At 52.5% G+C, this 14,860-nt stretch carries 17 protein-coding genes; 8 read left to right on the top strand and 9 right to left on the bottom strand.

The features are described from left to right. Nucleotides 1–262: 262 nt before the first annotated feature. From TRICHSKD4_RS28300 to TRICHSKD4_RS16305, 7 genes are all read left to right on the top strand, one after another. Nucleotides 263–862, top strand: coding sequence for a hypothetical protein (locus tag TRICHSKD4_RS28300; RefSeq protein WP_009467997.1), 600 nt, complete (start codon nucleotides 263–265; stop codon nucleotides 860–862). Next, nucleotides 859–1,488, top strand: coding sequence for a hypothetical protein (locus TRICHSKD4_RS16335; RefSeq protein WP_009467996.1), 630 nt, complete (start codon nucleotides 859–861; stop codon nucleotides 1,486–1,488). The genes TRICHSKD4_RS28300 and TRICHSKD4_RS16335 overlap by 4 nt, the downstream gene beginning before the upstream one ends. A gap of 20 nt (nucleotides 1,489–1,508) precedes the next feature. After that, a complete protein-coding gene (locus TRICHSKD4_RS16330; protein WP_009467995.1) occupies nucleotides 1,509–2,657 on the top strand; it encodes a hypothetical protein in 1,149 nt (382 codons plus the stop codon). After that, nucleotides 2,647–4,047 (top strand): replicative DNA helicase, encoded by a 1,401-nt coding sequence (locus tag TRICHSKD4_RS16325; RefSeq protein ID WP_009467994.1) that lies wholly within the window; start codon nucleotides 2,647–2,649, stop codon nucleotides 4,045–4,047. The genes TRICHSKD4_RS16330 and TRICHSKD4_RS16325 overlap by 11 nt, the downstream gene beginning before the upstream one ends. A gap of 4 nt (nucleotides 4,048–4,051) precedes the next feature. Beyond that, the gene (locus TRICHSKD4_RS16320; protein WP_009467993.1) at nucleotides 4,052–4,348 is read left to right on the top strand and encodes a hypothetical protein; all 297 of its coding nucleotides are present in this window, start codon (nucleotides 4,052–4,054) and stop codon (nucleotides 4,346–4,348) included. Between the two features lie 490 nt (nucleotides 4,349–4,838). Beyond that, complete coding sequence (locus TRICHSKD4_RS16310) at nucleotides 4,839–5,036, top strand: hypothetical protein (RefSeq protein WP_009467991.1); 198 nt, start codon at nucleotides 4,839–4,841, stop codon at nucleotides 5,034–5,036. Between the two features lie 2 nt (nucleotides 5,037–5,038). Next, the gene (locus TRICHSKD4_RS16305) at nucleotides 5,039–5,836 is read left to right on the top strand and encodes a hypothetical protein (RefSeq protein ID WP_009467990.1); all 798 of its coding nucleotides are present in this window, start codon (nucleotides 5,039–5,041) and stop codon (nucleotides 5,834–5,836) included. Here TRICHSKD4_RS16305 and TRICHSKD4_RS16300 read toward each other — a convergent pair. Continuing rightward, a complete protein-coding gene (locus TRICHSKD4_RS16300; protein ID WP_009467989.1) occupies nucleotides 5,833–6,111 on the bottom strand; it encodes a hypothetical protein in 279 nt (92 codons plus the stop codon). The two genes, TRICHSKD4_RS16305 and TRICHSKD4_RS16300, sit on opposite strands and share 4 nt — an antisense overlap. Before the next feature lie 112 nt (nucleotides 6,112–6,223). Here TRICHSKD4_RS16300 and TRICHSKD4_RS16295 point away from each other — a divergent pair, with 112 nt between their 5' ends. Further along, nucleotides 6,224–6,679, top strand: coding sequence for a hypothetical protein (locus tag TRICHSKD4_RS16295; protein ID WP_040617040.1), 456 nt, complete (start codon nucleotides 6,224–6,226; stop codon nucleotides 6,677–6,679). A 50-nt stretch (nucleotides 6,680–6,729) separates the two neighbouring features. On the opposite strand, the gene TRICHSKD4_RS28295 is transcribed toward TRICHSKD4_RS16295, so the two are convergent. The 8 genes from TRICHSKD4_RS28295 to TRICHSKD4_RS16245 form a co-directional block, all read right to left on the bottom strand. Then, nucleotides 6,730–8,526 carry a DUF4942 domain-containing protein gene (locus tag TRICHSKD4_RS28295; protein ID WP_009467988.1) on the bottom strand — a complete coding sequence of 599 codons (1,797 nt, stop codon included), beginning with the start codon at nucleotides 8,524–8,526 and terminating at the stop codon, nucleotides 6,730–6,732. 11 nt (nucleotides 8,527–8,537) lie between these two features. Next, a complete protein-coding gene (gene dnaN, locus TRICHSKD4_RS28290; protein ID WP_009467987.1) occupies nucleotides 8,538–9,737 on the bottom strand; it encodes a DNA polymerase III subunit beta in 1,200 nt (399 codons plus the stop codon). A 65-nt stretch (nucleotides 9,738–9,802) separates the two neighbouring features. Beyond that, the gene (locus tag TRICHSKD4_RS16280) at nucleotides 9,803–10,780 is read right to left on the bottom strand and encodes a hypothetical protein (RefSeq protein WP_009467986.1); all 978 of its coding nucleotides are present in this window, start codon (nucleotides 10,778–10,780) and stop codon (nucleotides 9,803–9,805) included. Continuing rightward, on the bottom strand, nucleotides 10,773–11,138 hold the full coding sequence (locus tag TRICHSKD4_RS16275; RefSeq protein WP_009467985.1) for a hypothetical protein: 366 nt from the start codon (nucleotides 11,136–11,138) through the stop codon (nucleotides 10,773–10,775). Before TRICHSKD4_RS16275 ends, TRICHSKD4_RS16280 begins: the two co-directional genes overlap by 8 nt. A 10-nt stretch (nucleotides 11,139–11,148) precedes the next feature. Further along, nucleotides 11,149–12,324 carry a VWA-like domain-containing protein gene (locus TRICHSKD4_RS16270; RefSeq protein WP_009467984.1) on the bottom strand — a complete coding sequence of 392 codons (1,176 nt, stop codon included), beginning with the start codon at nucleotides 12,322–12,324 and terminating at the stop codon, nucleotides 11,149–11,151. Beyond that, a complete protein-coding gene (locus tag TRICHSKD4_RS16265) occupies nucleotides 12,321–12,680 on the bottom strand; it encodes a hypothetical protein (protein WP_009467983.1) in 360 nt (119 codons plus the stop codon). Before TRICHSKD4_RS16265 ends, TRICHSKD4_RS16270 begins: the two co-directional genes overlap by 4 nt. Next, nucleotides 12,677–13,678 (bottom strand): AAA family ATPase, encoded by a 1,002-nt coding sequence (locus TRICHSKD4_RS16260; protein ID WP_009467982.1) that lies wholly within the window; start codon nucleotides 13,676–13,678, stop codon nucleotides 12,677–12,679. Before TRICHSKD4_RS16260 ends, TRICHSKD4_RS16265 begins: the two co-directional genes overlap by 4 nt. A 558-nt stretch (nucleotides 13,679–14,236) precedes the next feature. Further along, nucleotides 14,237–14,860 (bottom strand): hypothetical protein (locus TRICHSKD4_RS16245; RefSeq protein ID WP_040617039.1); only part of this gene is annotated, 624 nt, incomplete at its 5' end.

Below are 14,860 nucleotides of genomic sequence, written 5' to 3'. Positions count from 1 at the left end.
ATATCCGGGCTTACGTGAATGAACGGCCGGAAAATGCGGGTTTGTTCCGGTCTGCCAAAACCGGCGTAGCGATAACGCGGGCTGGCTTTGAAGCGGTATTAGACACATGGAACGCAGAGCCCGACCAGTTGTTGGCTCAGCGCATACGCTCAGAATTTAGTCAGTTTGAAGCCGTCGGGGGCAGGGGCTTTGTCAGCCTTTCGGTCCTTGCCTCTGAAGTCACTTCCTCCCTCCCAAACAAAACCAAATTGGAGCAAATGTCATGAGTGAAGCAGAGAATACACAACAGAACGAACCGCCCAAAGATGCTGTCGTTCTAGTCTTGATGCAAAAGTACAACAAGGCCCGCCAGAGCATTGCTTCTGCCAATGGTGATGCTAGCGCTATTTTGAAAAAGGCAGGAAAGCTCGACATTAACGAAGGCGCATTCAAACAGGCTGCGAAACTTCTCTCCAGTGATAGCGATGACAAAGTGCAGGACTTTGTCGATGAAACAACATTGACGCTGGGATATCTAAAGGCAGCAGGGTTCGATGTTCGCCAGAAGCAGGCGTCGCTTCTGGATCTTATCAGCACGGAACCAGACCGTACTCCAATCGATGAAAAGGCTTTTGCTGACGGGTTGAAGGCGGGCCGTTTGGGTGAAGTGGATGCGGCTAACCCTCATGATTTGGCGACATCGGCTGGTCAAAAGTGGATTGAAGGCTTCGCCCGCGGACGCGCCGAACGTGATCTTGTGCTTTCGATGGAGGCGGAAACCTCGGTAATCAAGGGTGAACATCCTGAAAGCAGCAATGACAATTCAGAAAGTGATGGCCAAGATGACTTTGAAGACGCAATGGCCGAGGAGGGGATGGAATGACCCGCTATGCCGGTCTGGACGTCTCCAAGACCTGCACCGGGTGGGGTCTCATCACGCCGGAGGGGATTTCCTCCGGCACTATGCGGTGCAAGATCAAACGTCCTTTTGAACTTCCTGCGGGAAAGATCGACGCCGCATATGCCGGCAAGGTTGGCGACTGGTATCAGCGCGAACTGGATGCATGGCTGGTCAAGCACAAGCCGGATACCATCGCCATCGAGCAGCCCCAACCCGGGTCTCTCGAGCGGACCAAAACAGAAATCAACCACGCGACAATGTTTGCTGGTGAAGCCAAGAAGAAGGTTAAGGTTGGTGGCACCAGTTTTGAAGTGACACACTTCCTGATCAGCCTTGCGTTTCTCATGTCCACAGTTTGTATCCGTCGAGGATTGCAGCCAGTCTACGTGCCATCGAATGAATGGCGCGGAACTGTCGGGATTGGAAAGCCTCCCCATACAGTGGAAGCAAAAAACCGACGTGATTGGTACAAAAAGAAAGCCCGCGAAACTGCTCTTGCGAGAGGGCATGAGACCAAAAGCGGGGACGCTGCTGAGGCGCTTTGCATTGCACTTCACTTGAAGCTGCAGGCAGAGCCGGAAGGCACGCTGTTCTCTGCTGTCTCCTGATAGACAGAGAGCACGCCCCCATGCCCTTTGTCGATGATACAGAAGAAATTCACCAACTGCTTTATTCCAACCTTGAACGGGTGCTGGACCGGTTCCATCCTGATTGGATGAAGGTTGGCAAGTTGGCATTGCTAACTCCGAAAAAGACCGGAACCCGCTATGCCTCATCCTACCAAATGGAGTTGGAGGGTGGGGACCGCGGGAGTTGGCGCCGTTACTCGCAGAAGATCGGCGGTGCCCCAATCAACTACGTTGCCTATGAGTTGACCGGCAACCACAAGGGCCGTGATGCTTATGCTCGCGCTTACGAGTGGTGCCGGGAGTATTTTGGCCTCGAGAAGAAGAGGACCGAATCCGATGAGGACCGACAGGAGCGTGAGCGGAAGATCAATCAACGCCGGGAAGCTAACGCAAGGCGACAGCAAGAGCAGCAACAGAAAACAGAAGCGCGGAAAATGCGCCGCGCCGAAACCGCAAGAGAAGTGGCTGAACAGTGTCAACTCTTGAAGGGGACGTTGGCTGAAGCTTACCTGATCCACCGCAAGCTCCCGCCGATGAGCGAGTGGCCATCTGATCAGCGAGCGCATATTGGTTTTCATCCGGCGCTGGAATATGACCCGCTTCGTGTCTACGAGAACAAGCGGCTGGTTCGGTACGGTCCGGACTTTCCTGCCATTGTTTTTTTCATCCGCGATCCATTCGGGGATGTCGTCGCCATGCAGCGGATCTTCCTGTCTCAAGATGGCCGCAAGCTGGAAACCGAACGCCCTGACCTTGATAGCAAGGTAACCTATGGCAGTTACGCTGGCGGAGTTTGCCGGATAGGGGGCGATGGCCCCAGGGTCGGCCTGATGGAAGGGCCGGAAACGGCGCTTGGTCTTTGGTTTTTGCACAATTGCCGGTTCCCGATGTGGGCCTGCATTTCCACTGGCGGGATGGAAGCCTTTCAAGCCCCGTCCTTCGTTGAGCGTCTTGATCTGTTTCAGGACGGAGACAAGGCGGTTTACCAGAAAAACCGGCACCAGACTGCCATGCCGCCAGGAGCGCGGTCCGCTGCCATCTGCCTAGAAAAACAAACAGCTGTTGGCCTGAAGGTTGTGCCTCAAGAGATGCCGGCGCTCGGCGATGGTCTTGAATTATGGGAGACTTTCCAAGCTCATGCAGAATAACGACAAGGTCCACCAGACGATCATGGCAGAGCGATCCGTACTGGGATCATTGCTCGACAATCCTTCCGCTTATTTTGAAGTTCTCGAAACACTGAAGGCTGAGCATTTTATCCGCCCAATCAATCAGAGGATTTATGAAGCCATGGGAAGCATCTTGTCTGCCGGCAAGAAGGCTTCCCTCAATTTGTTGGTGGCACGGATCGGGGACGAATATGAGGAAGACGGTCGCGATGGACTGTTGACGCTCAATTATCTAACCGCCCTGTTGCGGGAAAGTCAGTCCGGCGAGACTGTTTCACCTATGGATTTTGTCGACATCATCGTTGATGCATGGCGGGCGCGGGCACTGGATGAAACCGCGAACTGGGTCAAAAAGGAGCTCGCTAAACCGGGGGCTGATTCCTACGACGTTCTGTGTGCGATGAAAGAGCGGGTCGATGGCATCAATTTGAACTCTCAAGCGGAGCCCAGTGTCACTCTCGGGCAAAGTGTCAGCGCTGCTGTGCGTTCCAGTCTTATGGCAAACGAGCAGGATCAAGTACCTGGATGCGATACTGGTCTACCGACACTTGATGAAATCATGGGTCGAGCGTTCCCAAGAGATCTCGGGGCAATCGCGGCCCCGCAAGGGGGTGGTAAAACGGTTCTTGCCATGCAGTTGGCGCGCCGGTGGCAGTATTTTGATCCGGTTGGTTTCTTCCAAGCCGAAATGGATCACGAACGGATGAGCTCTCGCGTGCTGTCCAGTGAATCCGGGGTTGGCCTGAAATCGATTATCTCGGGAACGTATGAGTTTTTTGATCGGGAGAACATTACCGAAGCCGAAAGGCGTTTGTCCGAGGAACGCATTCACATCGATGACCGGCCAAAACTGGCACTGGAAGTGATCTACGAACGCTTAATGCTGTGGAAGCACCGCTACGGAATAGGCTCCTGCTTCATTGACCATTTGCGATTGATCAGAAGCCGCGCGCGGTTCTCGAACAAATTCGAGCGCATGGAGCATGTCACGTCCGAGTGCAAGAGCTTCGCCAAGGAACTTGGAATTACAGTTGTCCTTCTTTCACAGGTCACACGGCAGGCGCAGCGCCGGGATGATCCTTCTCTTCATCTGTCCGATCTTGATGGCGGCGGTGCGCTTGAGCAGGACGCTGACTGGGTCATCGCGACAGTGCGCCGTGACGAATGGCTCAAGGATCGCAAACCCCATTGCAACAGCTATGAAGAAGAATGCGGAGACAAGGATTTTCTCTCTTGGCTCGACAAATACAACAAGGCCAAGGGCAAGTGCGAGTTGACCATGATCAAGAACCGGAACGGTGCGCGTGGGGAAAAGAGAGAGTTTATTTTCAATGGCCCAGCCTTTCGGATTGAAGAACTGAACGGGTGATGTGATGCCGAAACAGAAGCACTCAGATGACATCGTTTTCACAATTTATGTGCTGTGGGTGAAGGGGCATGCGGAAGCGACAATCGCTGCGTTCCTAGGGCTGACGAAAGGCCAGGTCAGTGGCCTCATCAATCGTTCAAAATACCGTGGGCGTGGTGCCTGGAGTGACCGAGAACGCCAAAGGCGTTTGGATATTCTGAAGTCCATCCACCGTAAGACGGATGGGCAATTACAATGCGGTGGGCGTCTCAATGTGTTCGATTGGAAGATTGAACCGCTTGGGGCGGGACAGGGGCAGTAGGCAAGGCGATGCACCAAGAGGAAGCAATCATAGAGCACCGAGGTTACACCGGGAGAGTTGCCCATGAAGACGGGACCATGTTCGTCCAGATAGAAAACGTATCCGACGTTGTAATAGCTGAGTGCGCGCCCGAACAAAATCCGCAGGAAGCATTCCAAGCTCTCGTAGAAGATTACGAAACTGATCTAGCCGAGTTGGAACAATAAATTCGCAGTTTTTATGCCGAGTTTGTGGTTCAAAATCCGTGAAAATGAACCGCAATTGCGTTTGTGATTGACACGAGCACCTCAACCAAACAGAGCGGAGACGTTTAATGGCGAAAAATTGGTTACTACCCAAGAGGGCTGCAGAACGAAAAAGACGTAACAGACGGACGGAAGAAGGGTTCAAGCCACTGTCATGGGTAGATCCCAAAACCGGAAAGCGTGTGAGACTTTCCCAAATGGGACGGAAAGTAACAGAGCAAAAATCCAAGTAATAGGAACCGATCATGCGCCACGTCATGGTTCGAAAGAGCGAAGAATTAGGCAAGGAACTGGAGTTGCGGTTGGTTGATGGCGCTGAATGCAAAGCCCTGAACCTGACTGAAGAGGAAGTGAGCTATCTATTGCACGGTATTAACGTGCTGAAATTATCTGGAGTACCATTTGCCTTCCAATCGGAAGCCTCAATCCAAAAGGGGAAGTGAGAGTGAACCAGATTTTGAAAGCAGTTCAGGCTGCCGAAGCACTTCAATCTATCCGATGCGCTCACAGCTTTGGTTGGCCGCATCGTGTGAACCCGAAGCCGCTCGCTTTTCATTACGCCCGGTCAGAGGAATTTGAGGTACGTCGGCGCAAGTTCTACGACATGGTCGAACGTATATATGGTCAGTCCATCAATCCATATCCTAAACCTTTCGTGTCCCAATTTAGCGAACGGGAAAACAAGCACGGCGGTCGGGAGGGGCGGCCAATTGACTGGCGAGTTTCTCGAGACAGCGTTGTTATTTCAGATCACAATGCAGCTCCGTTCGAATGGCTGATGTTCTCCGGTAAGTTTGAGGACAATAGGTACGAAGAGGAAGCGGTCGCCGCTGAGATTGCAAATTTTCGTTGGTATGCAGGGCTTGAATTCCGAAAGGACATGGAGAAGGCCCAGATTACGCTGTTACGTTCGCCTGAATTGGACGGGGTGCCTAACTCAGGGTCCGGTCCGCGACCAATCGCTGACGTAAAGCTGACTGCAATGATGTCACTGGACCGCTTACAGTCGTCGATGAGCAGTTATCTATACAAGATCCTTGATGATGTTGTCTGGCTGGATAAATGGCTATTTCGCAGCCCGGATAAGGTCCAGGTTATCAAAGTGGACGAAAAAGCGCAGAGAAAAGTCCGCGCCTCAGTTGACCGTACAGTTCTTGAGAAGACGTTGCGTGCTCTGGATCACGCTGCTGTGCATTACAATTATCTGAGCTTCGAAAGCCTGTTTTCCAGGTGGTACCGCTAGGCTGCTTCGGTCTTGTCGCTGCCTTTGTCGAAAAGGGTCTCCTTCAATAGTCCTAATGCGAGTAGATTTTTATCGTGCTCAGGAGCCCACTCTGCGAGTTCAGCTTTGACAGCAGCCATGGCGAGTTTCTCAGCCTTTTTCAGTGGACGCTTTCCAGCTCTTACAGCGTAGATTTGGTTTTTGTCAAAACCTAGGAGTTCCCCAGCAGATCGGAGCTCCCGTTCGTTGAAGCCAAGTGAGGCCACCCAAGCATTAAATAGTTCTTTGTCTTCCATTAAAGTGCTCCGATTTGACAGGTTGTCAGATAAGTGAGGTCGTGTTTTCTTAGACTGCAGAATACTCGAAATTTTCGTTTTATTGACTTCTAATTTCAACAAGGAGGTGCGGATGGCACATTTGAAGTACGGTTTTCTTTTGGGAGTTTGGGCCTCATTTTTCGCTATAGAAGCGAACGCCATTGAGTGTCGTATCGTTGATCAATCCACAAAGAACTATCTCAAGTCGGACGATTATGGTGATCTTCGAGAAGTTGAGTTCTCCGAGGTCAAAATTCTCGGTCCATTATCACCTGACAGAGCATTAGAAATTGCGAAATATGAAGCTGAACGAATTTATGAAACAAAAGAATCCGACCAAGTCGAAGTTAAAGTTTATCTTTCCACGATAGAATTACAGAGGGATGATCTTGCGGCCTATGTTGTTTACACCCCTTATCCTCGGAGGCTCTCTTTCCGCAAATCCAATTGGGAGGGATGGGAAGCTATCGACCCGGAGAAATATCGAAGGGTGAATGATGAGGTTATTGACGAAATCAACGCGCGAGGTGGGTGCGCGGGCAGGTAGGCCACCTGTCAGAAGGCACACCCGATTGAGGTCGGGTGTGCCTTTTCCGTTTATTTTTCTGCAGGTTTTTTAATATGCAAGACCAGTGTGTTGACGCTGGTTCCGGACTCAGCAAACGAACGCTCTGGCAGATCCTGCATTCTTGCATTCATTTTCCCGATCAAGTCACGGAAGGCCTTGGACTTTTTTGTTTCTCGAAACTCTGTTCCTGCCGACATGATAGCCGTCAGTGTCCCACCCGGTTTCAGGAATGACAGAGCATGTACTACATGATCAATATCTCGCTCCCGATCAAATGGTGGGTTCATGATAACGCGGTCATACAATCCGGTGACGGCCGGGTCCAGTTTGAGAAAGTCTGCGCACATGACCCTGTTGAAAAGGCCCGTGCTTTCCAGATCATCGGCAAGGTGGGGCTGCAGTTCCACACAATCGACCAGCGCCTTGCATGTGTAGTCAGTGGATTCCCATGACGTTCGACCGTTTTCTTCTACACGGTAGTTGTGTCTTGCTGCAATTTTCCGCGTTGCTCGCTTAGCCAGCTGTCCCGTCCCGGCGGAAGGCTCCAAGATACGCAGTTCCGGCTCATCAATGCCCCGTCTGAGGTCAACCTTCTCCAGTACACGGTCAGCTGCAGGGTCCGGTGTCGGGAAAAAACCATAGCGTTTGGCTGGTGTGGTCTTTTGGTTGAAGAGTGGGTCTTCTTCTGAGCACTGCCCATCGCCTACGACTTCGCCATAATATTCGGCCAACAGTTTGTTGACCTTCGTGAGGAGGTCTTTGCGGGTAAACCAAAGATGAGCATTACCATTCTTGAAAACACGGATTTTGAAGTAATCTCCTTCATGCTCTGACTGGTGCGCACGGGTTCCTTTCAATCGCTCCCGCCGAACAGTTTCGAGAATGCTGCCATAGAGTGCTCCGGGTTTGCCGCCATCAAGCAGTTTGAAGATCCGTTCCACATCATGAAAGGTATCTTCCTTATAGCCGTGGGAGACATACCCCCAGTCATCGCACAGTCTGGTGATGATAATGCGGTTACCAATCTTGAAGCCGTCGTGGGATCGGAAGCGCCGGTCCAAACTGGAAAAAGAGTTGGCAATACCACGAAGGAAAATGTCGTTTGACTGGCCCAACAGCCCGGTCAAAGTCGCCATGATGTTATCAACTGTAACAGGCGGCAACCCTTTCGGTGTTGCAACCCATTCTTCCAGCTTCTGGATGGTATTCGTTAGCCCCTCTAGGAGACCGGACCCACCTGAGATTGATGCGACAGAATCCAAGATCCGACGACTGGCAGCCCGAATACGATCAACCCCTTCACCGGAAAGCGCTTCCAGAATTTCGGGGTGATCTTCCAGGGCCTCTATTTCCCTTTCGAAGTGGCGGATAATCCGAAACCCAATTCCATGTTCGTTTGGGTCTTCGGCGTCATCTGCATAGCGCTCCAAAGTGTCTATAACCTCCATTGCTGACCTTTGATGCGGTGCCCGGTACTTCATCTGGTCTCGGAGCTTTTCTTTTTCGTTCCGATCCATCAGGTCTTCAATGCCGGAGATGCTCACGACATGCTGCCACACCGTGATATCGACTAGACGTTTTGCTGTTGCCAGATATTGATATCGATCCGGCATAGAAACGACCTTGAAGAAGGATTCGGCTTCTCGACCGGCTTCGTAGTAGCGACCGTCAAAATCTGGTGCGGCCTGTTTCCACATAGCGCGAGCCTCTTTCAAGGCTTCGTTTGCTTCCTCAACTTTTTCAAAGGCATGTTCGTATTTCTCAAGGGTTTGATCTCGAGCGGTAACGACCTGTTCAACCGTTTGGCGTGGGACAATAGCATTCATGGGATCGTCCTTTATCCGTCGATTTTCAGGGGCATGACGAGGTAGGTCATCCGGTCGTCGCTTACGTCCTGCAATACGACAGGCTGATTATTGTGATCGATACAGACACGAGCTCGGCCCTCTATGAGCTTCATTAGATCGGAGATGAATTGCCCATTGAATTTAATCTGTATGGGGTCAATGCCTTCCAGATTGGCTTTCAAACTGGTGCGAGATTTTGCGCCTTCCTCTGTTGAAACCGACAGATGAATACCGCTTTCTTCGAAGGAGCACAGAACGCGGTTGAATTCGGGCTTAATGCTCAATAGCGCTTTCAGCGCATCCTCCATCTTTTGCGCTTCGAAACTGACAAAGTTCACGGGCATTGCTGGGATTAAGCGCTGATAGTCAGGAAAGGTGCCGTCAATCGCCTTGACTGCCAGAAGTTCGTAGTCACCGAATTGGAAGAATACGCCTGCCTCATCGACAATGACCTTCACTTGTGAGGAGGCGTCGATTCCTTTCCTCGACAACATCCGAACAACTTCCTGAACTCCCTTGGTCGGAATAATTATCGGCGGTATGTCGGTAACACCAGGTGGAAGATCGTCTTCGAAGATCGTGAGGCGGTGTCCGTCTGTAGAAGCAGCGCGAAACTTGCCATTATAGGCATGTAGATAGACGCCTCTGAGGTAGTAGCGAACCTCTTCCGTACTGACAGATGGCAGTGTCTTGCGGAATGCATCCCGTAGCACATGGGTGGGAATTAGAAACTCGGTTTCGGCAGTGACCATCTTGTGCTGGAATGCGACCACTGGCATGTCGCAAAGGCTCCAGTCCGGTGTTTCGATATCGACCGAAATCGCACCGATCGTGAGCTCGGTAATGCCAGGTGCGCAGGCGAGCACCACATTTCTTGATGGGTCAGCCTTTGCAATGAGACCAAATAGTTGGTGGGCCGGAAGGGCGACAAAGAAGTCTTGGGGGGCGTCCCCCTTGCATAGGGTGCTTGTCACCGTGTCAAAGTCGGTTGCCGTAGCCGATATTCCGCCTCCGGTGCTGCAGAGATAAAGATAATGGTTTGGCCCGATGGCCTCTTTGGGTTTGGGCTTATCTGCGATCTGTTTTGCATTCGTGACAGCACGCAGAAAGTCGGCACGGTCAATGATGATTTCGTTGGAAGGGATGACAGCGGGCAGGGCAGTGTGAGTTTCTGGCATAGTTGTCTGCATAATTTGCTCCTGAAAACGAAAAAACCGGCTCATGGCCGGCGGAAACTGGTCGGTTTGGGTTGGAATCAGCTGAGCTGCCGATAAAGGTCTTGTAACTGTCTCACCGAAAGTTCCTCGGTGACTATGCAGTCGGCGGTGTGCATGTCGTTCGCTTGAAAGATGACACTGGCGCCGGATGAAGAGCAGCGAATAATCGTGTTCGTGCTGCTGTGGCGGAAGTTCATGTCGAATTCCGGGTCACTGTCTGCAGTGATGACTTCCATATCGGGGGCAACCTTATCCAGAAAGGTTGTCTCGACAAAAATGTGATCCCCACTGCTAAACATGGCCTGACACTTATCCATTGCCACAAGTAGAGAGGAAATGGTGTCTTTGGTGAGCCGTAGTGACACTGCTTCGTAGTTGCGAAAGAAACCTTCGTTGGCAGCTCTTTCCTGGAAGAAATCCAGATCCTTTTCGGGTGTTTCCTTCCAGTATCCCGGACCGGTCTCGGGGACGTGGATGCCGAGTTTTTTCAGCAGCTTTGGAGCAACCTGCTCAGGGGCAGGAGTGGTGTAGTCGTGAGTCTCGACTTCCACAAAGCTCATAATGGCCGGAATGACTTCGAAGTCGTAAGGGTGGCCCTCGAAAATATCCTGATCGTCCTTTGTGCAAATGTCGAAGACCTTCAGGCACCATTTCCCAAGATCCATGGACTTGTGACGAAGTTCGATAGAACCAAGGTTCTCCCGAAGTGTAATCCACTCAGGTGATTTCGTTTCATGGTCGAGCAACGTGACTTCGTTGATCCATTCCCAGACACACAGGGCCGCTTCCATTTCCAAGGTGGTGTAGTCTTTGGTGATCGGGTCGTTATTAAGCGCGAGGTCTTCGCCAACCTCTTGTTTGACGCCAGCGCTTTCTACCGAAAACACATGGAGGTTTGAGCTTTCAGCCAGCTCCGTTTGAAGCATACGCTTGGCTTCATCTGGATTGGCAGCCACAATCTGCACGTCAAAGTAATTGCGAGAATCGGCAGCGACCGAGAATGTGTACTCAGGCATAGGGCTCTCCGGAAATGTCTGGTTTGATATGGGGAGTGACAAGCCATCTCTGGCCGTTGCAGTTGGCATCGATCGCAACAAAGCTGTCAGGCCCAAGCTCGTCGACTTCTTCTGCGCTGTAGTCGATGTTTGTTTCGGTGATGTAGTGGCCGATCCCTCGACGCGCCGCATCCAATGCGGCCAGACGAGGATCAGGGTGCTCTTCACAATCGGTGTTGGCCTGAAGCCAGTGGAGGACCGCGGCAATCAAATCGCCTGCAACGTCTCCTGGCTCGACTTCGATTGAAAGGCCCATGCGCAGGGCAAAGTCTTCCACGCTCGGGCCGATATCATCGACCCGGTCTTCATTTGTCATCATGAAATGGTTCCTATCTGTTGGACAGAAAAATCGCTTCGCCGAAGGGAGCGGCGGCAGCCAGTTCCGGAAAGCGACGTTCATCGCCCCATGTGGCCCACAGAACAGGGCAGTGGGGTTCCATGCCGAAGTCCCGACAAACAAGGTCCGTGAAGTAGATCACTGCGACGGCATCGTCGGCATTGTCTTCGATCCATTCGAAGGTAGAGGCGAAGGATGTTCCCCCACCGCCAACCGGTTGGATTGTGAAGTCGTCCATGGCCTCAAAGGTGACATGGCCTTTCACTTCCCGGTCCGCATAGACAACGGTCAGCCGTTGGATCGCACCATCTTGAATGGCGGCTTCAATTTCAGACGCAAAGGATGCCAGAGCGTTCTGATCGATTGAGCCGGACGTGTCGATTGCCAGCACAACATGAGAAATGCCGTCCGGGATCTGGCCCGGGATATAGATGCCTTGAGGGATCAATCGCCGATTGGGTCGGAGCCATGAAAAGTCGGTCTGTTGTCTGTCATCGATGAATGAGCGAAGGATCTGACGCCAATCGACAACCGGTTCCACCATGGTTTCGATCTGGCGTTCCAGAGATGAAGACAAACCGCCTTGTTTCTTGCGTGCCATCATGCGGGCCTGACGCACCATGGTCTGCGCTTTGGCCGCGGCAGCCTTCAGGGCAGCCGGGTCATGAGCAGGTGCTGCGTCTTTGACCTCGCCAAGGCCGGGGGATGTAGAAGGCTTGGTTCCTTGTCCAGCCGCCTTGTGTTGGTCTTGCTGTTTCTGCACCTGAATTTGGGCATAAATTGCTTCAGCAGATAGCCCGGTAAAGTTTGGGTCGACGGCAGGTTGGCCGGGCATATGAAACCCTTGCTCGATCAAATCCGGGTTGATGGCAAGATCACACGCTTCATTCCAGTCTTCCGGGTTTCGATGCCCGCGACGGGTATGGTGATTATGGGCGACATGCATAGCCTCATGCGCCAGAACACCCTTGATCTCTTCATCGGTGATCTGATCCACGTAATCAGGATTGTAAAAGAGGGTGGTTCCGTCTGTTGCAAAGGTTGGGTAGTCGGTGCTGGCTTCTTCCTGCAGATGCATCAGGATACAGCCGAAAAAGGGTTCGCGCAGCAGCAGCTGGGTTCTGGCTTTTGTAATCCGGCCGCCAGCGGGTTTGATTGGAACGTTCATGTGTCTGCCTCATGAGGGTGGAGTTCGACGGGCCCAACACCCAAGAGAAGTACCTTGATCCGATCTTCTCTGGAGGTGCCTGTATCGTGTTCCAGTTCCTTGATCTTGAAACTGCCGCTCAAGCTCCATTTGCCGGGAGCGACGATCCTCATTGGACCGGTAATCCCATGATGGTGGAGGTCCGACAGGAGCGATGCTGCAGGTTCATTTGCAGCAACCCCAGCCCCGGAGACAAAGGTGCCCCGATGCGGAGCAAAGGCAATTTCTGGAATGCGTAGGCCGGCCAAAGTGGTGAAGCCTGAACCACTGCCGGTTTGGTCAACTTGGACAAGGACATCTTCCGATCGCTGGTTCACTGAAACAGTTCCTTGTTTCGGGCAAGGAAGTCGATATGTGCCTTGGTGTGAGAGAGGCCGGGGTCACGCCGTGTCGCATCAATGGCCAGCATCGCAGCAACGTCACCGGGAAGCCGATCCGCATAGGTGAGGATATTGGCATAGTTGCTTGGGTCCGCTTTCATCGCCAAGCCGATGGCGATAGCGAAACGGCCGCCGGGGGATGACGGAATGGCTGAACCCGTTGGGTCAGAAATTACTCCGTCCAGCGATGGCAGTTCTCGGAAGATCTGCGCAAAGCCGTTGAACTCTGCCGCAGGTCCGTCACCAATCCGACTTGCCACCAGATCGGCTTGAATATCAACCGGATGATCTGCGAAGCTGGCAACATCCTGCCACCCTCTGGGGGTGGGGCGTGTCTTGGAGCTCCGGTCACTCTTCAGCTGTTCATTGAGCGTGTAGTGCAAGAGATCAGGGCGGAAGGAAACAAAGGCCACTACGAGCGGGTGTAGGTTGGCGCGATAGGCCCAATCCTTCCAAGCATCGACGTCTGGCTCAATCTGGATATGGGCAAAGCGGTCATTGGCAGCTGTTGAGGTGCGGTTGGTGCCGACACGGTCGGTCTCACCATTGCCAGCCGCAATAATCCGGACCTGATCGGGCAACTTGTGTTCACCGATCTTTCGGTCGAGAACAATCTGGAGCGCGGCGTTCTGAACGGCAGGCGCAGCGCGGTCCATCTCGTCAAAGAACAAGATTGTCGGCTTGTCTTCTTTTGGCCAAATGGCAGGCCGCAGCCAGCTGGTGGAACCGTCGGTAATGGTCGGCAAACCGCGCAGGTCGACCGGATCGAACATGGACAGGCGAATGTCGACCAGGTCTGCGCCTCGACCCTTTGCAAGCGCCTTGACTGTGTCGGACTTGCCTATACCGGGTGCGCCCCAAAGGTGGGCAGGAATGTTGGCGTCCACCAAATGGCCAAGCAGGGTCGATGCCCTGTCAACGGTGACAGTAGCCATGAGAATTCTCCGTGATGTGATTGTAAGGGTTAGGTATGGAAGGCTATGTTCTGCCCACAGCGGTCACTCGAAGCCCTTCACAGGGGTGGTCGTGATCTTCGAAGGGGATTGATGTGAACAAGTTCTTTTTGTGTGCCTGTTATTTGTTTTTTTCGACGTATGCCTTGGCTCAGGAAGTTCGCAAGCCGAAAGAAGGCGATTACAACCGTGCCTATTGTACGCAGTTAGCCGGATCGATTGAGGCGGCGTATCGGCAACGAAATTCGAAGGTGCGTGTCGATTGTCTTACCAAGTCACATGCAATCGAGGTCGATTGGAGTGACAAATGGGCGGAATCGATCGGTCAGGCTTTGAATTACGCAATTCTAACGCGGCGGAATGCTGGAGTGATCCTGATATGCCGGCGAAGCGAACGAACCTGTGCGAACCACATTCAAAGAATGAAAGTGACTGTGAGGGTGCATCGCCTACCGATTGATGTTTGGTTTTGTGATCAGGGTGTATTCGAGATTTCTGAATGCCGACTTGACCCAAAAGGGTAGTTCCTTACTGAGTTGGTCATGATATGGATATCTCTACAACTTTCCGATCTACTACCGTCTCAGTGCGAGGGTGAGACTGGGAAGCAGCCTCAATGGCAGTTGCCCGCAGATCGTCGTCAGGGAAAGCATCGAACGAAACTGTTACTTCAACGACCTCTTTCACCGTGGCTCGATAGGACTGTGTTCCATCGGGATTTGGCGAAGGCAGAAGACCATTTTCTTTCGCCGCCCGCAGAGCGTCTGGATGTATGGAGAATTTGGGAAGGTGCGAACCGGTCATACGCTCTGCGTTGTCGGCGAGACGCCGGACAGCGGATATCGGGTCATCCTCCTGCAACGCTTCATCAATTGCGTATCGGGAGACCTGAGGTTCGTCGCCGGTATATTCGTAATGCTCGTCTGGCTCTTCAGGCGACCAATAGCCGCCGCCACGCTCATATTCACCACCATCCCCATAGCGATACGTGTATGCGACACCGTATTTGCGCAGTTCGTCTTCGAGAACTTCAATTTGGCCGTAGTTGGCTTCATTCTCTGACAGGGTACTATTTCCAGCTGCGAAGTATTGCGCGACTTCCTGAGCTGGCCCAATAACTGAATAGTCTTCATTCTCGAGCTGGAGTTCCACGCACAGTTCGCA

Source organism: Roseibium sp. TrichSKD4, assembly GCF_000148725.1.
GTDB lineage: Bacteria > Pseudomonadota > Alphaproteobacteria > Rhizobiales > Stappiaceae > Roseibium.
This window is presented reverse-complemented; position numbering and strand designations above follow the sequence as displayed.